An 18,810-nucleotide genomic window follows, 5' to 3' on the forward strand; every position below is an offset into this window, starting at 1 on the left:
TTGCTGCGAAGCGGAGCCGGCGGACCTTTCCTTTTCACTCCTGCCGGGAGGCGGCATGCGCAAAGTTCTCATTTTGGCCGCCGGCTTGACTTGGTTGCTGCATGGCCCGGCCGCAGCTTGCACGCTGTGGGGCGCGGCCGGAAGCGCCAGCGCTGGCGGCGAAGGCACCCTGCTGGCCAAGAACCGCGACTGGAAGCCGGACCACCAGCAGTCGTTGCGGCTGGTCCATCCGGTCAGCGGCTTCGCCTACCTGGGCCTGTTCGCCGACGGCAGCCGCGCGCCCGGCATCAAGGCCGGCGTCAATCAGCAAGGCCTGTCGGTGGTCAGCGCCTCCGCCAGCAGCTTGCCGCGCGAAGCCCGGGCGGGAGAGGCCGGCGAGCATGGCGCGATGAGCCAGTTGTTGCGCCGCTACGCCACGCTGGACGCGGTGGCGGCGGACGCCGGCAAACTATTCGGCCATGCCCGGCCGGTATTCCTGCAACTGGCCGACCCGACTGGCCTGATGCTGGTGGAAGTCGGCCAGCATGGCCGCTACCGCCTGCAGCGGGAGGCCAATGGCGTGCTCACCCACACCAACCACTACCGCGACGCCGGCCTGCTGGATCAGCCCCAGTCGATAGGCCGCAGCAGCGCCAGCCGACTCTCCCGCATCGACAGCCTGTTGTCCGTCCAGCCATCCCACACCCGGGCGGAATTCTCCGCCATCAGCCAGGACCGCCATGACGGCCCGGACGACAGCCTGTGGCGCAGCGGCCGCGAGCATACGCTGGCCAGTTGGCAAGTTTCCCTGCCCGTCAATGCGGCTCCCAGGCTGCATCTGGTGCTAGCCAATCCCGGCGCGGAGCCGATTGCGCGCGCTTATGTTCTGGATGCGGCTTTCTGGCGGCAAGCCGGGCAGCGGCTGCTGCCGTAGGAGGGCATGCTTGATTCGGCCAGCGCCAGGCTGGATGCGCGCTCATGCCTCTCCGCGCGGGGAGCAATCATGACCGGCTTGCCTTTCTATTTTGCCGTTGGCATAATTGTCGATCTTCCAGCCTCAAGGAGAACTCCATGGATAGATTCGATACCTGCGCGCAAGGGCATGCTGGCTGAACGGACGTCTTGTCTTCGTTGGTTTTTCCCGTTTTGACCGCCTTCTCGTCGTAAGCGGCGCCGCTCGGGCCGCCGTCCTCCAGCATTTCCCTTCCACCGCCTCCGCGCGGTAGCACCGCCTGCCTGGCAGGCGCCCCCATACCATTTCCAAGAACGCATTCGCAGCCTGGTCTTGCATCGTGTCGGCTTGCGTGCGCCTTCAGGAGTTCCAATGCTGAATTTCGATTTTCCGCGCCTGGCCGCTATCGGCCTGACGCCGTTGTTGTTGCGACAAGCGCTGGCGCAAGCCGGCGATGCCGACGCCACCCTGTGCCGTGTCAGCCGCGTGCAGCGCGATTGTTTCTGGCTGCATGACGGCGACGAGGAGAGGCGGGCGCAGGTCCTGCCGTCCTTGCATGGACAGCTGGCGGTGGGGGATTGGGCATTGGTCCAGCCGCAAGCCGCCGGCCCCTGGCGCCTGCTGGAACGGCTGGAGCCATTCAACCAGCTGGCGCGGGTGGGCGACGACGGCGTGCGCCAGCTGTATGCCAGCAATGTCGACACAGCCTTGCTGGTGATGGGGCTGGACGGCGATTTCAATCCGCGCCGGCTGGAGCGTTACCTGGGCTTGGCCGCATCGGCGGGCGTGGCGCCTGTGGTGGTGCTGAGCAAGGTCGATCTGTGCCCAGACGCCGAACGGAAGGTGGAGGAGCTGGAAACCAGGCTGCGGCCTTTGCCGCCGATATTGCTGCTGAACGCCACCGACCCGGCCTGCCGCGGGGCCTTGCAGCCCTGGCTGGGGGCGGGGCAGACGCTGGTGCTGCTGGGCTCATCCGGCGTCGGCAAGTCCACGCTCAGCAACACCCTGCTGGGCGTGGATGCGCAGGCGGTGGGCGGCGTGCGGGAGGATGACAGCCGCGGCCGCCATACCACCACCGCGCGCAGCCTGCTGCAGTGCCCGGACGGCAGCTGCATCATAGACACGCCCGGCGTGCGCAGCCTGCAGGCGCCGCTGGATGAGGAGACGCTGGCCAGCAGCTTCGCCGACATCGCGGAACTGGCGGCGCGTTGCCAGTTCCGCGACTGCAGCCACAAGCTGGAGCCCGGCTGCGCGGTGCGCGGGGCGGTGGCGAACGACCGGCTGCTCAATTACCACAAGCTGCAGCGCGAAATGCGGCGGACCGAGCAGACAGCCTTGCAGCGCCAGCAACAGCGGCGGGAGTGGAAGGTGAGAAGCAAGGCGTCGCGGCGGCGGTAGGACGGATACCCCAAAGGGGCGGTCCACCGAGTCCTAGCGGCCGATGGAGACTTCGGATCCCTGCGCGATCGGGGGATCCGCAGTTTGGTCTTCGTAAGGGAGCTAAGGCGGATCGTCCAGCGTGCTGGGCTCCAGTCCTGCGGCGCAAGAGTTTTCGACTGGTTTTGTCCGTGCCCGGTTGCTGCCGGATAACGATAGGGTGAATGGACGGCTGGTCGATGATGTCTAGTTTGTCCGATTCGATTTGGAAAAGGATGGCATGGATCTGGAGCCGGAGGCTGGCTGACCGGTGGCCCGCGCCGGGTGTGGCGCGGTTTTTTGCTGGACCCGGATCGCATGAGAGGGGGCGTCTGCGATCTGTCTGGGCGCAGCGAGTTGAAAAGCGCCCCGGCGGTGGCTGGGGCGCATGTCGCTTAAGGCTGCTGCGCGGCAGGTTGGCCGCTCTGCGCGGTTTTGGCCGCGCGCGGCGGCGCGTTCTTTACGTACTTGTCGAACCAGTTGAGCATTTCATAGACCAGCTGCTCGTTGGATTCGCGCGCCGCGTACCAGTGCGGCTCATGCGGCAGCATCACTAGGCGGGCGGTGCCGCCATTGCCGCGTATGGCTTCGTAGAGCTTGCTGGCCTGTAGCGGGGTGGTGCCTGGGTTGGCGTCGTCGGCGCCGTGCACGATCAGGATCGGCGTCTTCAGCTTGTCGGCGTAGAAGAAGGTGGATACCTGGCGGTATACCTCCGGCGCTTCCCACACCGAGCGGCGCTCGCTCTGGAAGCCGAACGGCGTCAGCGTCTTGTTGTAGGAGCCGCTGGTGGCGGCGCCGGCGCGGAACAGGTCGGTATGGGCCAGCAGATTGGCAGTCATCAGCGCGCCGTGGCTGTGGCCGGTGACGGCCACGCGGTCCGGGTCCACCACGCCCAGTTGCACCGCGGTGTCGACCGCGGCCTTGGCGTCTGCCGCCAGCTGTTCCTGGTAGCTGTCGTAAGCGGCCTTGGGATCGCCGATGACGGGGAAGGATGCCTGGTCGATGATGGCGTAGCCGGCCAGCAGCAGATATTTGTACTGGTAGAGGCGGGTGAAGGTTTGCTGCGAGCCGCTGATCTGGCCGGCGCTGGCGGCGTCGGCGTAATCCAGCGGATAGGCGTTGAGGATGGCCGGGATGCGGGTGCCTTCCTGGTAGCCCGGCGGCGTGTACAGCGTGAACGACAACTCCACTCCGTCGGCGCGCTTGTATTTCACCAAGCGCTTCTTGATCTGCCGCAGTTCCGGCGTCGGGTCGGCGATATGGGTGACGGCGACGGGGGTGGATGCGTAGACCGCCTCGCCCTTGTCGGCGTTGACCGGCGCTCCCAGCTTGCGCAGGAAGGCGTTGGGCGCTTCGGTCGGGGTTTGCCGCCAGGTGAGAATGGTGCCGCCGTCGGTCAGCGAGATGGCGCGCTCAAGAGCGGATTTGTCGCTGCGGAACAGCCGTTCGCTCTGCAGAGTCTTGAGGCTGAGGCGGTCGAGGAAGGGCCGGTTGCCTTGCGGCGAGGCGCCGGCGCCGTTCAGGTAGATGAAGTCGCCGTCCTGGCGGATCACTCTTTGGCCATTGGCGAGCACGCGCAGCGCCGGGCTGCCGGGGGCGGTGTATTTTTCATCCATCGACAAGTCCCACAGCAGGCGCGGCGCTTGTCGCGGCTGGTCGATATTGACGATATGGGTCTTGCGCCAGTGGCGGTTCAGGTCGTATTCGGTCAGCAGCGCGGTGTCGGGCCTTTCACTCCATTCGATGCCGGCGTAGCGCATTGGGGTGCGCAGGATTTCCACCGGCGCGGCGGTGAACGGGGCTTTTTGCAGCATCACCTTGTCGCGGTTGGGCGCATTGTTCTGCCAGTCGCCGCCGTCCAGCGCTTCGGCCCAGATCAGCGTGGCAGGGTCGGTGGCGCGCCAGGCGAAGTCGCGCGGGCCCAGCGGTTCGCCGTGCACCGGCACGCGGTCGGCCAGCGGCAGCGAGGCGACCGTGTGGATGGCGATGCGCGAGGACTGGCTCACATCCCATACCTGCACCTCATGCGGGAAGCGCTCGTAGGTGGTGACGTAGGAGTAGGGCTTGCGCACGGTGGATACCAGCACGTGCTTGCCGTCCGGTGCGGCGTCCACCGCATCGAACAGCGCCGGCTGCCCCAGCGGGGTGAGCTTGGCGCTCTGGACGTCGACCAGGGCCAGTTGCGAGGCGGCGTAGTAGTCGAACAGCGCTTCGTCGTGCGTGCTGTTCAGGGTGTCGCGGTTTTCGTAGGTGCTGCTCTGGCCTTTTTCGCCGTCGGCCTCCTGGATGCTGGGGCCCTCCGGAGTAAGCGGCCGCTGCGGCGGCGGGCCAAGCCTGGCGGGCACGGTCTTGACCAGCAGCGTTTTCTGATCCGGCATCCATTGCAGCTCGCCGTCCAGCATGGGGTTGAGTTTGACGCCCGGAATCTGGCGTACTTTGCCGGTGGCGGCGTCGCCTACCCACAGCTGCACTGCGTCCGGCGCGACGTTGGCGAAGGCGAAGCGCTTGCCGTCGGCCGACCATTGCGGCGCGCTCGGGCAGGCGTTGGCCGGCAGCGCGACCGGGGTTTCCTTGCCGGCCGGGATGCTCACCAGCTTGAAGCTTTCCGCGCACGGGGGGATGCCGTAGCCGCCCGGGGTATCGTGTTTGCTGTGGTTGCGCGGTTCCACGCGGGTGCCGGCCAGGCGCAGATAGGGAGTGGACACGCGCGCGATGGACGGATATTCCTGCCAGGCTACCAGCAGCATCGCGTTCTTGGCGGGGCTGACGCTGGGGGCAGGCAGCGCCGGAGCGCGCATCACGTCGAGAATGTTCTTGGGCGGTTGCTGATAGCCGGCGGCGAAGGCCGGCGCGGCGAGAACTGTCAACGCGGCGATCGCGACGCGCGTCAGAGTGGGCGATGTAGACATGGTTTTCCTTGTTATGATCCCGGTCGCGGCCGGGGCGGCGTTCATCCGATGCAAAACGGGAGGCGGCTTGCGCCGGCCTCCCGTCGGGAGCCGATGGTCAATGTATCACACGTCATAAGCAGGAGAGAATCCTGCAACGGCGGGATTAATCCAGCGCGTGGAAATGCTTGAGGATGCTGGAGAAGTCCAGCTTGCCGTTGCCTTGCTGCACATGCTCTTCGTACAGATTGCGCGCCAGCGCGCCCAGCGGGTTGGCGGCATGGCTCTGCATCGCGGTTTCCTCGGCCAGGCCCAGGTCCTTCAGCATCAGTTCGGACATGAAGCCGCCGGCGTAGTTGCGGCTGGCCGGCGCATTCTCCATCACGCCCGGCCAGGGGTTGTACAGCTCGGTCGCCCAATTGCGGCCGGAGCTCTTGCTGATGATGTCCGACAGCACCTTGGGGTCCAGGCCGTTCTTCACACCCAGCGACAGCGCCTCGGCGGTGCCGGCCATCAGGATGCCAAGCAGCATGTTGTTGCAGATCTTGGCGGTCTGGCCGGAGCCGGCGCCGCCGGCGTGGAAGATGTTCTTGCCCATCGCCTCCAGCAGCGGGCGGGCGCGGGCCAGGGCTTCCACCGCGCCGCCGACGATGAAGGTCAGGGTGCCGGCGGCGGCGCCGGCGGTGCCGCCGGACACCGGGGCGTCCAGCATGGCGAGGCCCTGAGCCGCGGCGGTTTCGGCCACCCTGCGGGCGGTGCCGGCGTCTATGGTGCTGCAGTCTATCACCAGCGTGCCTTTGGCCAGCTTGGCGAACAGGCCGTCCTCGCCCAGATACAATGCGGCCACGTGCTTGCCGGCCGGCAGCATGGATATCACCACGCTGGCGCCGCTGGCCGCATCGGCAGCGCTGTTTGCGGCGCGGCTGCCGGCGGCTGCGGCCTTTGCCATCGCTTCGGCCGACAGGTCGAAGACGCTGACCGGGAAGCCCTTCTTCAGCAGATTGACGGCCATCGGGCCGCCCATATTGCCCAGGCCGATGAAGGCGATGTTTTCCATGCGGTTCTCCTCTGTTTCTTGCTGTTGTTTTGCGGGCCGGCTGTCGGCCGGCCCTGTCCGGATGCTTACTTCAGTGCGGCCAGCGGGTGGTCGGCGTCGCGCCATGGCGAAGCGAAGTGGCCGTTTATCCAGCTTTGGTCGATATCGGCCAGCTGCCGGCTCCAGCGCGGGTTGCGGTCCTTGTCTACCAGCAGCGCGCGCACGCCTTCGGCAAAATCGGGCCGCGCGCAGAAGTTGAGCGACAATACCAGCTCCATCCGCAGCGCCTCGGCCAGCGACATGTGCTTGGCGCGGCGCAGCATCTCCCAGCTGACGGCGGCGGAGGTGGGGCTGCCGTGGCGGAAGTTCTTGGCGGCGTCGGCCAGCCACGGATCCTCAAACGCGGTCTCCAGCAAGGCGGCGCCGACGGCGGCCAGGTCGCCGCGGTTCATCAGCCGGTGCACCGCCAGCAGGTTGCGTTCCACATTGGAGGCGGGCAGCGCGTCGCCCAGCTTGCCTTCCAGCTGGTTTAGCAGCGCGCTGACGCGGGAGGGATGGTTGGAAGCGTCTCCACTCCAGTCGGCCTCCTGCAGCGTCTGCAGCAGCTCCGGATAGGCGTCGGCGGCCAGCACATGATCTGCCAGGTTGGCGATCAGCGCGTCGCGGGCGTTGAGCGGCGCGCCGGTCAGCGCCAGGAACAGGCCCAGGCGGGCCGGCATCCGCTGCAGGAACCAGCTGCCGCCCACGTCCGGGTACAGGCCGATGGTGATTTCCGGCATGGCGATGCGGGTGGCGGAAGTGACCACGCGGTGGCCGGCGCCGGCCATCAAGCCCAGGCCGCCTCCCATCACGATGCCGCTGCCCCATACGATCAGCGGTTTGGGGTAGCAGTGGATGCGGTGGTCCAGCGTGTATTCTTCGGTGAAGAAGTCCACGGCGTAGGGATGCGGGTAGTGCGGTTCGGCCAGCAGTTTTTCGCGCAGGCCGCGCACGTCGCCGCCGGCGCAGAACGCGCGTTCGCCCGCGCCGCGCAGCACCACCGCGACGATGCCTTCGTCGCGCTGCCAGATGGTAAGCCGCGCGTCCAGCAGGCGGATCATGTCGAGGCTGAGCGCGTTCAGCGATCTTTCGGCGTTGAGGGTGGCGATGGCGATGCGCTGGCCGGCGCGGGTGGCGATTTCGTCAAACAGTACCACGTCTTGCATGGTTGACCTCATCGGACTGCGGCCGGTCCAGGCCCGGCCGGGGTGAAGGGAATCAGGCGTTCTTCCAGTTGGGCGCGCGCTTTTCCAGGAAGGCGCGGGTGCCTTCGCCCTGGTCGTGGGTGTCGAACAGCTTGATGAAGGCTTCGCGTTCCTTGATCAGGTTCCAGGCCGGGGCCTGCTGGCGGGCGGCCTGAACCAGTTTTTTGCATACGCCGACGGACGACGGCGATTGCTTGGCCACGCCCTCGGCCAGCTGGATCGCGGTTTCCAGCGCCTCGCCCTTGGCCACCACCTGCTCCACCAGGCCGATACGCTCGGCGGTGGCGGCGTTGACGCGCTCGCCACACAGTATCATCCGCTTGGCCCAGCCTTCACCCACCAGCCACGGCAGGTTTTGCGTGCCGCCGGCGCAGGGCAGCAGACCGACGCTGGCTTCCGGCAGCGCCATCTGCGCCTGCTCCTCGGCGATGCGGATGTCGCAGGCCAGCGCGCACTCCAGGCCGCCGCCCATCGCATAGCCGTTGACGGCGGCGATGCTGACGCCGCGGAAGGCTGACAGGGCTTCGAACGCTTCGCCGAACAGCATGGTCATCTCGGTGGCCACCTTCTTGTCGCCGTTGGCGAACATATTGAGGTCGGCGCCCGCGGAGAAGAATTTTTCGCCTTGACCGGTGATTACCAGCGCGTAGATGTCGCGGTCGGCATTGAGGTCGGCCACCAGTTGCTTCAGCGCCGACAGGCTGGCGTGGTTCCAGGTGTTGGCCGGCGGGTTGTCTATGGTCACGACGGCGGTGTGGCCGCGTTTTTCCACGTTCAGGTGGGCGTATGTGTTCATCTTGCGTATTCCTTTTATCGATGGGGGGGCGTCTAGCGCAGCGTTTCCAGCGCGCCGGCCTGCAGCAGCTTGCGGGCGATGATCATGCGCATCACCTCGTTTGTGCCTTCCAGTATCTGGTGTACGCGCAGGTCGCGCACATGGCGCTCCAGCGGGAAGTCCTGCAGATAGCCGTAGCCGCCGAACAGTTGCAGCGCGTTGTTGGCGATATTGAAACTCAGATCGGTGGCCAGGCGCTTTGCCATCGCGCAATAAGTGGAGGCGTCCGGGCTGCCGCTGTCCAGCTTCCACGCCGCCAGGCGCACCATCTGCCGCGCCGCCACCAGTTCGGTCAGCATGTCGGCCAGGCGGAATTGCACGGTTTGCAGTTCGGCCAGCGGCTGGCCGAACTGCTGGCGCTCCTGCACGTAGCGCTGCGCCGCGTTCAGCGCGGCCTGGGCGGTGCCTACCGCGCAGGTGGCGATGTTGATGCGGCCGCCGTCCAGGCCCTTCATGGCGAAGGCGAAGCCCTGGCCTTCCTCGCCCAGACGGTTTTCCAGCGGGATCTCGACATTGTCGAAGGTGATGGCGCGGGTGGGCTGGCTGTTCCAGCCCATTTTCTTTTCCTTCTTGCCGTAGCCGACGCCGGGCGCGTCGGCCGGCACCACGAAGGCGGAGATGCCCTTGGCGCCGGGACCGCCGGTACGGGCCATCACTAGCAGCACCTGGGTGCTGCCGGCGCCGGAAATGAACATCTTGCCGCCGTTGAGCACGTAGACCTCGCCCTTTTTGTCGGCGCGGGTCTTCAGCGAGGCGGCGTCGGAGCCGGCGCCCGGCTCGGTCAGACAGTAACTGCCCAGCACTTCGCCGGCGACCATGCGCGGCACCCATTTTTCGGCCAGGGATTTGCCGCCGAAACTGGAAATCATCCAGCTGACCATATTGTGGATGGTGAGATAGGCGGCGGTGGAGGTGCAGCCCGCGGCCAGCTCTTCAAAGATGATGGCGGAATCCAGCCGCGGCAGGCCCAGGCCGCCGTAAGCTTCCGCGGTGTACAGGCCGAGAAAGCCCATGTCGCCGCTCTTGCGGATCACGTCCAGCGGGAAGGTGGATTCGGCATCCCATTCCGCGGCATGGGGCGCCAGTTCGCGTTCGGCGAAATCGCGCGCGCTTTCCTGAAAGGCGATCTGGTCTTCGGTGAGTGCGAAATTCATGCAAAGCTCCTGTGGCCGCCGGATGTTTCCCTTCTCCCGGGAGAGAGGACGGAGAGGGGCGCGCTTGCGCTTCCCCTCTCCACAGCCCCTTTCCCGCAAAGGGCGAGGGTCAATCTCCGGCGGCGCGTAGATAAAGGGTTAGCGCAGCGAGATGGTGGTGTGCACCTTGCCGTTGCTGGCCTCGTCATCGAACCAACGGCTGGTGACGGTTTTGGTCTGGGTGTAGAAAGCGATGACCTGTTTGCCGTAGGGTCCAAGGTCGCCCAGCTTGGACGCGCGGCTGCCGGTGAAACTGAACAGCGGCACCGGCACCGGGATCGGCACGTTGATGCCCACCTGGCCCACCTCGATGTCTTCCTGGAACTTGCGCGCCGCCGCGCCGCTCTGGGTGAAGATGGCGGTGCCGTTGCCGTTGGGGTTGGCGTTGATGATGGCGATGGCTTCGTCCAGGGTGTCGGCGGCGACCAGGCATAGCACCGGGCCGAACACTTCTTGGTCGTAGATGGCCATGCCGGGTTTCACGCCGGAGAAAATGGTGGGGCCGACGAAATTGCCGCTGTCATGGCCGGCCACCTTGACGCCGCGACCGTCCAGCTCAAGCTTCGCGCCTTGCTCGACGCCCTTGGCGATCAGGCTCTCCACTCGTTCGCGGGCGGCGCAGGAGATCAACGGCCCCAGGTCCAGATTGTCCTTGCCCGCACCCACTTTCAGCGATTTGGCCTTGGCCACCAAGTCGGGTATCCATTGCCGCGCCTCGCCCACCAGCACCGCCACGGTCAGCGCCATGCAGCGCTGGCCGGCGGCGCCGAAGGCCGCGCCGGTGAGCTGGTTCAGCGCCTGTTCCTTGTTGGCGTCCGCCAGCACGATGGCGTGGTTCTTGGCGCCCATCATGCATTGCGCGCGTTTGCCGCTGAGGGTGGCGCGCTGGTAGACGTGGGTGCCCACCTTGGTGGAGCCGACGAAGGACACCGCCTTGATGTCCGCATGATCGCAGATGGCGTTGACCACATCGGCGGCGCCGTGCACCACGTTGAGCACGCCCTTGGGAATGCCGGCCTCAAGCGCCAGTTCCACCAGCCGCATCGTCACCATCGGGTCTTGTTCGGACGGCTTGAGCACGAAGGTATTGCCGGTGGCGATGGCCATCGGGAACATCCACAGCGGGATCATCGCCGGGAAATTGAACGGGGTGATACCGGCGCAAACGCCCAGCGGCTGCTGCACCGTGTAGGTGTCGACGCCGCCGGCCACGTTCTCGGCGTATTCGCCCATCTGCAGCGTGCCGATATTGGCGGCGTGCTCCACCACTTCCAGGCCGCGAAAGATGTCGCCTTCGGCGTCGGCCAGGGTCTTGCCTTGCTCGGCGGTGAGGATGGCCGCCAGTTCTTTCATGTTTTCGCGGATCAACTGCTGATATTTCAGGAAGATGCGGGCGCGGGCGCCGATGGGGGTCTTCTTCCAGGTTTTGAACGCTTCCTTGGCCGCGGCGACGGCGGCGCTCACTTCGTCTGCGGTGGCCAGCGGCACGCGCGCCAGCACTTGCTGGGTGGCCGGGTTGACGATGTCGCGCCATTCCTGGCTGCGGGACTCGACGAACTCGCCGTTGATCAACAGTTTGACGCTGGGGACTGCCTGGTTCATTGCACTGCCTCCTCGATTATAGGGTGCTGCGTTCTTTGGCCCGCGGCCGGCTCAGTCATAGCGGTAGAAGCCCTTGCCGCTCTTGCGGCCCAGATGGCCGGCCTGCACCAGCTGCGAGAGCAGCGGGCAGGCGCGGTATTTGCTGTCGCGGAATTCTCGGTGCAGGATGTCCATGATGGACAGGCAGGTGTCCAGGCCTATCAGGTCGGCCAGCGCCAGCGGGCCGATCGGGTGGTTCATGCCCAGCTTCATCACGGTGTCGATGTCTTCCGCCGTGGCCAGATTTTCAAACAGCGCGAAGGCGGCTTCGTTGATCATCGGCATCAGGATGCGGTTGGAGACGAAACCGGCCCCGTCCTTTACCGTCACCGGGGTCTTGCCCAGCGCCTGCGACAGATGGAACACGCTTTGGTAGGCCTCGTCGCCGGTTTGCAGCGCGCGGATGATCTCCACCAGCTGCATCACCGGCACCGGATTCATGAAGTGCATGCCCACCACCCGCTCCGGATGGCTGACCCAGCTGGCGATGCGGGTGAGCGAGATGGACGAGGTGTTGGAGGCCAGCACGCAGCCGGCGCCGACGGCGGCGTCCAGCTCGCGGAAAATCTGCTCCTTGATCGCGGCGTTCTCGGTGGCGGCTTCTATCACCACGTCGCAGCCGGCCAGGTCGGCCAGCTTGGTGGTGGCGCGGATATGGGCGACGATGCCCGGGATGTTGGCCTCCGCGATCAACTCTTTCTTGGCCATCCGCTGCAGGCTGATGTTGATGTTGGCGATGCCTTTCACCAGCGCGGCGTCACTGACGTCGGCCAGCTGCACGTCGAAGCCTTTCATCGCAAACACCTGGGCGATGCCGTTGCCCATCGTGCCTGCGCCCACCACACCGATTTTCTTGCTCATCTGGCTCTCCTGGATTATTTGCTCTATTGTTGATCACGATAACTTGACGTTTACGTCAACGTCAACAGACAATGAGCATAAACCAGCCAACTGTGGCGCCCATGGCCGCAGTACTACAGTCGGGGAGCGGGATGCATGGCGGAGCAGGTTTTCAATATCACCGAGCTGGCGCAGGAATTCGACATCACCACCCGCGCCATACGCTTCTACGAGGATCAGGGCCTGCTGGAGCCGGAGCGGGTGGGGCAGAGGCGCATTTACAACCGCCGCGACCGGGTGCGGCTGATGCTGATCCTGCGCGGCAAGCGCATTGGGCTGTCCTTGCAGGAGATCCGCGAGTTGTTCGCCTTGTACGACGCGGCGCACGACGATGCGCCGCAATTGCAGGAGTTCATCCGCATCCTGGCGCGCAAGGAACAGCAGCTTCTGGAACAGATGGAAGACATCAAGGTGGTGCTGACGGAAATCGGCCAATTGCGCGGCCAGTGCGAAAAGGCCCTGGACAAGCGCGTCAACGGCCACAACCAAGCATAAAGGAGCAGTCATGCAACAGCAGGAAATCGTGATCGTAGGCATGGCGCGTACCGCCATGGGCGGCTTTCAGGGCGCGCTGGCCGGGCTGGCCGCCAGCCAGCTGGGCGCCGCGGCCATCCGCGCGGCGGTGGAGCGTGCCGGCGTGGCCGCTGGCGAGGTGGACGAAGTGATCATGGGCTGCGTGCTGCCAGCCGGCCAGGGCCAGGCGCCGGCGCGCCAGGCCGCGCTGGGCGGCGGTCTGCCGCTGGCGGTGCCCTGCACCACGGTCAACAAGATGTGCGGCTCCGGCATGAAGGCGCTGATGTTGGCGCATGACCAGCTGTTGGCCGGCAATGGCCGGGTGGTGGTGGCCGGCGGCATGGAAAGCATGAGCAACGCGCCCTACCTGGTTCCCAAGGCGCGCGGTGGCCTGCGCCTGGGACACGGCGAGATCAAGGACCATATGTTCCTGGACGGCCTGGAAGACGCCTACCAGAAGGGCACGCTGATGGGCGTGTTCGCCGAACAGTGCGCCGAGAAATACGGCTTCAGCCGCCAGGATCAGGACGAGTTCGCCATCGGCTCGCTCACCCGCGCCCAGGCGGCGATTCGCGATGGCCGCTTCAAGGACGAGATCGCGGCAGTGACGGTGCCGGGCCGCGGCGGCGACACCGTGGTGGACAGCGACGAGCAGCCGCTGAAGGCCAACCTGGACAAGATTCCTACGCTGAAGCCGGCGTTCAAGAAGGACGGCACCGTCACCCCGGCCAATGCCAGCTCCATCTCCGACGGCGGCGCGGCGCTGGTGCTGATGACGGCGGCGGAGGCGGCCAAGCGCGGCCTGAAGCCGATCGCGCGCGTGGTGGCGCACAGCAGCCACGCGCAGGAGCCGGGCTGGTTCACCACCGCGCCGGTGGGGGCCATCGAGAAGCTGCTGGCCAAGACCGGCTGGCAGGTGGCGGATATCGACCTGTTCGAGATCAACGAGGCCTTCGCGGTAGTGGCGATGGCGGCGATGCACGACCTGAAGCTGCCGCGCGACAAGGTTAATGTGCACGGCGGCGCCTGCGCGCTGGGCCATCCCATCGGCGCATCCGGCGCCCGCATCGTGATTAGCTTGCTGTCGGCGCTGAAACAGTACGGCGGCAAGCGCGGCGTGGCCAGCCTGTGCATAGGCGGCGGCGAGGCCACCGCGCTGGCGGTGGAACTGGTGTAAACCGCGCAAACGCCAGCATGGACAGCAGGCTGCCGGAGCGATCCGGCAGCCTGTTTTTCCGATGGCCATCGTTCGCCAAACAGCCTCTTCCGTGCCGGCAGGCGGCTTGCGCCGGCGCGGGCGGTATCTTTCAATCCGGCGGCAGGCAATAATGCCTGAGTGGCAGTTTGCCGCCGGCTGTTCTATCATCGCCCCCCTTTAGCCCTGCACACGAAAGCCGTCATGACCGACACCATAGAAGCGTTGCCGCCCGAAATCCAGCTGGACGACTACCTGGCGGCGCACAACGCCACCATCGTCACCACCGAGGGCAGCCATGCGGTTTCGGTGCATGGCGAGCTCGAACTGAATGGCCAGCGCATTCCCTATCATCTGGTGCCGGACGAGGGCTTTTTGGGCAAGAGCGGCAAATGGCGCAAGCTGGACGCCGAGGCGCGCCTCGCGTTGGTGAAGGAGCGCTGGAACGACGCCGCCCGGTTGAAGATGGAGGGGCAGCTGGCGGCCTGCGCGCGCCAGGTGTTCGAGGTGCAGGGGGTCGATCATCTGCGCGTGCTCAGCGCCTTCCTGGCCAAGTACGAGCGGGCCAAGGCGCGCTGCACAATCACGCTTGACCGGGTGGCTGCCGCGCGTAGCCAGCAAAACGTCAGCCAGGCGGTCGCCAAGACCCGTGACGCGGTCAATCTGTCGCTTTATCCAGAATCGTTCGCCACCGCCTACGCGATGCAGCGCCACTTCATCGCGGTACTGGGGCCGACCAATTCCGGCAAGACCCACGCGGCGATGGAGCATCTGCAAAAGGCGAAGAGCGGCGTCTATCTGGCGCCGCTGCGCCTGTTGGCTCTGGAAAACTATACCCGGCTGCAACAGGCCGGCATCGCCGTCAGCCTGATCACCGGCGAGCAGCGCAAGCTGCATCCGGATGCCACCCACGTTGCCAGCACGGTGGAAATGCTGAACCCGGAGCGGCAGGTGGAGGTGGCAGTGATCGACGAGATCCAGCTGCTGGACGACCCCGACCGCGGCGCGGCCTGGACCGCAGCCGTGTGCGGCGTGCCGGCGCAAACCATCTATCTGGTGGGCGCGCCCGAAGCGCGCGAGGCGATAGAATCGCTGGTGGCGCGGGTAGGCGGCACGCTGGAAGTGCGCACGCTGGAGCGCAAGACGGCGCTGCAGATGGACAAGGCGCCGCTGTTGTCGCTGAAGAACCTGCGGCCCGGCGACGTGCTGATCGCCTTTTCCCGCCGCGAGGTGCTGAACTGGCGCGACAAGGTGATCGAGCAAGGCCTGTCGGTGTCGGCGATCTATGGCAATTTGTCGCCGGAAGTCCGGCAATCGCAGGCCGAGCGCTTCGTGGCCGGGGAGACGCAGGTGGTGGTGGCCACCGACGCCATCGGCATGGGCCTGAACACGCCGGCGCGACGCATCATTTTCACCACCGCCAGCAAGTGGGACGGCTATGCCGAGGGCGTGATCCAGGCGGCGCTGGCCAAGCAGATCGCCGGCCGGGCGGGGCGTTTCGGCAAGCATGAAACCGGTTTCGTCGCCGGTTTCGACGGTGTGACCCATAAAACCATCTCCGCTCTGTTGCGTCAGAAGCCGGAGCCCCTGCCGGAAAGCGGCTTTTTTGTCGCGCCCGGGCTGAAGTATCTGGAGGCGATTGCCGAGGCGACCGGCGAAGGCAAGCTCAAGTCGCTGCTGAGCCTGTTTGCCCGGCACATCAATGTGCATGACGAATTCTTCCTGCCGGCCAACCTGTCCGAGCAGATGGCCAAGGCGGAGTGGCTGGATGCGCTGCCGTTGAGCCTGGCCGACCGCTTCACCTTCAGCCTGTGCCCGGTGTCCACTAAGATCGCCATGTTGGAGACCGCGCTGCATGACTGGGCGGAGCAGCGCGCCCGCAAGCGGACCGCGCCGCTGTTGCGCATGGTGGGCAGCGGCGGCCGCAACGAACTGCAGTATTTGGAAGACAGCTGCAAACTCTATGCCGCGTATGCCTGGCTGGCCTACCGCATGCCGGATACCTTCCCGGATGGCGAGATGGCGCAGCTGTTGATGCAATCAACGTCGGAGCGCATCGACGCGTTGCTGCAGGTGCAGAACTCGCAGAAGCGCAAGGGCAGAGGCGGAGCCGAGCCTGCGTCCCGCAAGCCGGGCAGCCGCCATCGGCGCTGATCGCGCTTCCCTGCGTTTGAACCATGAGAAAAGCCCCGCGGTTTGCGGGGCTTTGTCTGGCAATGCTGCGCGGCTCAGGCCGTGGTGGAAATATTGGTGCTGGAGATGCTGGGTTGCAGCAGCGACTGGTTGGCCTGATACTGCGATACCGCCAGCTGCCCACCATTGGTGCGCTGTTGCGCCTGGGTGACCGACTGCGTCGCCTGGGTTGCCGGCGCGGTTGCGGTTTGAGCGGGCGTGGGTGCCTGCGGCGGGGTCGTCAGTTGTTGAGCCGCCGCCGGCTGATTGGCCGCCTGCGCGGTTTGCGTGGCGGTGGCCTGAGTCGCCGCATTGTTGTTGGCGGTGGCATTGGCCTGGGCCGGCTGGGTCGGCGCGGCAGTAGTCGGAGCCGTATTGCCATTTACCGCCGGGGCGATTGCGGCCGCAGTGCTTGGCTGCGGGTTGGTGGCAAGTACCGATGCGGAGTTGTTGACCTGTGTCGGGTTGACCTGCGGGGTTGCCGCTTGAGCGCTGACAGGCGTCGCGGCAGCTGCCTGCGCTTGCTGAGCCTGTTGGGTTTGCTGGCTTTGACTGTTGGCCAGCTGCTGCTGCAGTTGCTGTTCCACCCGTGCGGTGTCCGGGTTCTGCCGTACGGCGACCTGAGTTTGCGGCGGGCTCGCGGTTTGCTGCACGGCGGGCTGGGCATTTTCCAGCGACGACTGTACCTGCCGGGTGTTGAGTCCGGTATACAGAGGTTGCGTCGCAGGATTGCCTACGCTGGCGATGTTTGCCATGGCTACAGTCCCAATGTTCCTATATCGCTGATATTAGAACACTTTTTATCTTTCCGTGGAAATTTTTGCTGCTTATTTCAGCAATACCAGCTGCAGCATGTGTTGCGCCAACGCATCCACGTCCAATTCTCCGTCGCGGCGATACCATTGCACGGTCCAGTGCAGGCTGCCCAGCAGGGTGCGCCGCAGCAAGCGGGTATCCTGTTTCACCAAGCCGGCCAGCGCGGCTTCGTCCAGCACCTGCTGCCACAGCGCCTCGTAGCGGTCGCGCAGCACGATCAGGCCGGGTTTGGCCGATGGCGACACGCTGCGCCATTCGTACAGCATCACTTCCAGCGCGGCCTGGTTGTCGCCCAGCAGCGAGTTGAGGTGGACGCGGAACAGCGCGGCCAACCGTTCGCGCAGGCTACCGGCCTGCGAGATGGCTTCGGCCAATTGTTCGGTGGTGCTACTGATGCCCAGCGCCATCACCGCAACCAGGATCTCCTCCTTGGTGCGGAAGTGGTAGAACAGGCTGCCGGATTGCATGCCGACGGCGTTGCCAAGGTCGCGCACCGTGGTGCGTTCGTAGCCTTGGTCGCGGAACAGCATCGCCGCCGCGCGGACCAGCTCCATGCGGCGGGTGTTTTCTTCGGGTTGCTTAGGAGTTTCCGCTGCGCTCATTTCAGTCCCGGATCTGGTTGGGGGGCGGGGAAAGCAGGCCCTGCGCAGCCTGCCACACCATGTCTGGCTGCATTTTCTCCAGGCAGTCGGTATGGCCGTAAGGGCAGCTGCGCTCGAAACAGGGACTGCAGTCCAGGTTCAGCGACACCACCGCGGCCTGGTCGGACAAGGGCGGGGTGAAGTCCGGGCTGGACGAGCCGTACAGCGCCACCAGCGGCTTGTCCAGCGCGGCGGCGACGTGCATCAGGCCAGAGTCGTTGCAGACCGCCAGCGAGCACAGGCCGATCAGGTCTATCGCCTCCTCCAGGCCGGTGGCGCCGCACAGGTTGACGGCACAGCCCTGCGACAGCCGGGAAATCTCCTCGCCTATCTCCTTGTCCTTGCCGGAGCCGAACAGCCATACCGCGTAGCCGGCGGCGTCGAAGCGGCGCGCCAGTTCGGCGAAGTGGCGCGCGGGCCAGCGCTTGGCCTGGCCGTACTCGGCGCCGGGACAGAAGGCGATGATGAGGCGGCCAACATCCAGCCCCAGCCGTTGCGCGACCAGTTTCTGCACTGCGGGGTCGGCGCTGAGGCGGGGATTGGGGATGGGGCGGGGCAGCGGTCGCTTCTTGTCTTCCGCCAGCGCGCAGAAGCGCTCCACCATCATCGGCAGTTCGTGCTCGTCCAGTTCGCGGCTGTCGTTGAGAAAGCCGTAGCGGGATTCGCCCAGAAAGCCGGTGCGCAGCGGAATGCCGGCAAACAGGGGAATCAGCGCCGACTTCAGCGAGTTGGGCAGCACGATGACCTGGTCGAAGCCTTCGCGCGCCAGTTGGCGCGCCACCCTCCAGCGCTCCATCAGACGCAGCGCGCCGTGGCCAAAGGGATTGAGGTGGGATTTGGCCACTTCCGGCATCCGCGCCAAGAGCGGCAAGGTCCAGGACGGCGCGAACACGTGCAGCTCCAGTTCCGGATGGCGCTGGTGCAGGCGTCGGTACAGGGGCTGGGCCATTACGCTGTCACCGACCCAGGAGGGGCCGATGACCAGGATTTTTTTCTTCATGTGGTGCTTCCGGTTCCAAATGCAAGCCGGCTGGGGCCAGCCGGCTTGCATTTGGCGGCGGCAAGCAAAAAAGGTGTGGCCAGCGCCACACCCTTTGCAGTCGACGCGGTCGAAAGCCTTAATGGTGATGGCTGACCGGGCCGACCAGCTTGTATTTGGTGCCGCAGTAGGGACAGAGCGCCTCGCCTGTCTGCTGCACCGGCAGGTAGACGCGCGGGTGCGAGTTCCACGCCTTCATGTCCGGCATCGGGCAATGCAGCGGCAGGTCGTGCTGGGTGACTTCAATATAGCGTTCGGTGTTTTCTTTGAGTTCCGTCATGGTCATTCCTGGTTGCAGCAAGCGGGGCGTCCGAAAAACGTGTGCCAGCAGCGCGGCGCGGGGCCGCATG

At 65.8% G+C, this 18,810-nt stretch carries 16 protein-coding genes; 5 read left to right on the forward strand and 11 right to left on the reverse strand.

Annotated features, from left to right (window positions below; all coding sequences use genetic code 11):
• Window positions 1–55 precede the first annotated feature (55 nt).
• The gene (locus BI347_RS15610) at window positions 56–913 is read left to right on the forward strand and encodes a carcinine hydrolase/isopenicillin-N N-acyltransferase family protein (protein WP_071116272.1); all 858 of its coding nucleotides are present in this window, start codon (window positions 56–58) and stop codon (window positions 911–913) included.
• A gap of 390 nt (window positions 914–1,303) precedes the next feature.
• Window positions 1,304–2,329, forward strand: coding sequence for a ribosome small subunit-dependent GTPase A (gene rsgA / locus BI347_RS15620; protein ID WP_071116274.1), 1,026 nt, complete (start codon window positions 1,304–1,306; stop codon window positions 2,327–2,329).
• 413 nt (window positions 2,330–2,742) lie between these two features.
• Here rsgA and BI347_RS15625 read toward each other — a convergent pair whose 3' ends face one another.
• The 7 genes from BI347_RS15625 to BI347_RS15655 all read right to left on the reverse strand — a co-directional run bounded on the left by BI347_RS15625 (window position 2,743) and on the right by BI347_RS15655 (window position 12,045).
• Window positions 2,743–5,256, reverse strand: a complete 2,514-nt coding sequence (locus tag BI347_RS15625; protein ID WP_101686136.1) for a S9 family peptidase — start codon at window positions 5,254–5,256, stop codon at window positions 2,743–2,745.
• Between the two features lie 145 nt (window positions 5,257–5,401).
• On the reverse strand, window positions 5,402–6,292 hold the full coding sequence (mmsB, locus tag BI347_RS15630; RefSeq protein WP_071116275.1) for a 3-hydroxyisobutyrate dehydrogenase: 891 nt from the start codon (window positions 6,290–6,292) through the stop codon (window positions 5,402–5,404).
• A 65-nt stretch (window positions 6,293–6,357) separates the two neighbouring features.
• On the reverse strand, window positions 6,358–7,476 hold the full coding sequence (locus BI347_RS15635) for an enoyl-CoA hydratase/isomerase family protein (RefSeq protein ID WP_071116276.1): 1,119 nt from the start codon (window positions 7,474–7,476) through the stop codon (window positions 6,358–6,360).
• Window positions 7,477–7,528: 52 nt separating this feature from the next.
• The gene (locus BI347_RS15640; protein WP_071116277.1) at window positions 7,529–8,311 is read right to left on the reverse strand and encodes an enoyl-CoA hydratase; all 783 of its coding nucleotides are present in this window, start codon (window positions 8,309–8,311) and stop codon (window positions 7,529–7,531) included.
• Window positions 8,312–8,343: 32 nt separating this feature from the next.
• The gene (locus BI347_RS15645) at window positions 8,344–9,504 is read right to left on the reverse strand and encodes an acyl-CoA dehydrogenase family protein (RefSeq protein ID WP_071116278.1); all 1,161 of its coding nucleotides are present in this window, start codon (window positions 9,502–9,504) and stop codon (window positions 8,344–8,346) included.
• Window positions 9,505–9,642: 138 nt separating this feature from the next.
• A complete protein-coding gene (locus BI347_RS15650) occupies window positions 9,643–11,145 on the reverse strand; it encodes a CoA-acylating methylmalonate-semialdehyde dehydrogenase (protein ID WP_071116279.1) in 1,503 nt (500 codons plus the stop codon).
• A 51-nt stretch (window positions 11,146–11,196) separates the two neighbouring features.
• Window positions 11,197–12,045, reverse strand: a complete 849-nt coding sequence (locus tag BI347_RS15655) for a 3-hydroxybutyryl-CoA dehydrogenase (RefSeq protein ID WP_071114487.1) — start codon at window positions 12,043–12,045, stop codon at window positions 11,197–11,199.
• Window positions 12,046–12,180: 135 nt separating this feature from the next.
• On the opposite strand from BI347_RS15655, the gene BI347_RS15660 reads away from it, so the two are divergent.
• The 3 genes from BI347_RS15660 to BI347_RS15670 all read left to right on the forward strand — a co-directional run bounded on the left by BI347_RS15660 (window position 12,181) and on the right by BI347_RS15670 (window position 15,946).
• Complete coding sequence (locus tag BI347_RS15660) at window positions 12,181–12,579, forward strand: MerR family transcriptional regulator (protein ID WP_071114488.1); 399 nt, start codon at window positions 12,181–12,183, stop codon at window positions 12,577–12,579.
• Window positions 12,580–12,589: 10 nt separating this feature from the next.
• Window positions 12,590–13,774: an acetyl-CoA C-acyltransferase gene (locus BI347_RS15665; protein ID WP_071116280.1), complete on the forward strand. Its 1,185-nt coding sequence runs from the start codon at window positions 12,590–12,592 to the stop codon at window positions 13,772–13,774.
• A gap of 222 nt (window positions 13,775–13,996) precedes the next feature.
• Complete coding sequence (locus tag BI347_RS15670) at window positions 13,997–15,946, forward strand: helicase-related protein (RefSeq protein WP_071116281.1); 1,950 nt, start codon at window positions 13,997–13,999, stop codon at window positions 15,944–15,946.
• A gap of 74 nt (window positions 15,947–16,020) precedes the next feature.
• Here BI347_RS15670 and BI347_RS15675 read toward each other — a convergent pair whose 3' ends face one another.
• From BI347_RS15675 to BI347_RS15690, 4 genes are all read right to left on the reverse strand, one after another.
• Entirely contained in the window at window positions 16,021–16,719 is a 699-nt protein-coding gene (locus tag BI347_RS15675) for a hypothetical protein (RefSeq protein WP_071114491.1), read from the reverse strand.
• Between the two features lie 72 nt (window positions 16,720–16,791).
• Window positions 16,792–17,382, reverse strand: coding sequence for a TetR/AcrR family transcriptional regulator (locus tag BI347_RS15680; protein ID WP_071116282.1), 591 nt, complete (start codon window positions 17,380–17,382; stop codon window positions 16,792–16,794).
• A gap of 1 nt (window position 17,383) precedes the next feature.
• A complete protein-coding gene (gene waaF / locus BI347_RS15685; protein ID WP_071114493.1) occupies window positions 17,384–18,421 on the reverse strand; it encodes a lipopolysaccharide heptosyltransferase II in 1,038 nt (345 codons plus the stop codon).
• A gap of 118 nt (window positions 18,422–18,539) precedes the next feature.
• A complete protein-coding gene (locus BI347_RS15690) occupies window positions 18,540–18,740 on the reverse strand; it encodes a zinc-finger domain-containing protein (protein ID WP_071114494.1) in 201 nt (66 codons plus the stop codon).
• Window positions 18,741–18,810 lie beyond the last annotated feature (70 nt).

Origin of the sequence: Chromobacterium sphagni, from assembly GCF_001855575.1 — a bacterium.
GTDB classification, from domain to species: Bacteria; Pseudomonadota; Gammaproteobacteria; order Burkholderiales; family Chromobacteriaceae; genus Chromobacterium; species Chromobacterium sphagni.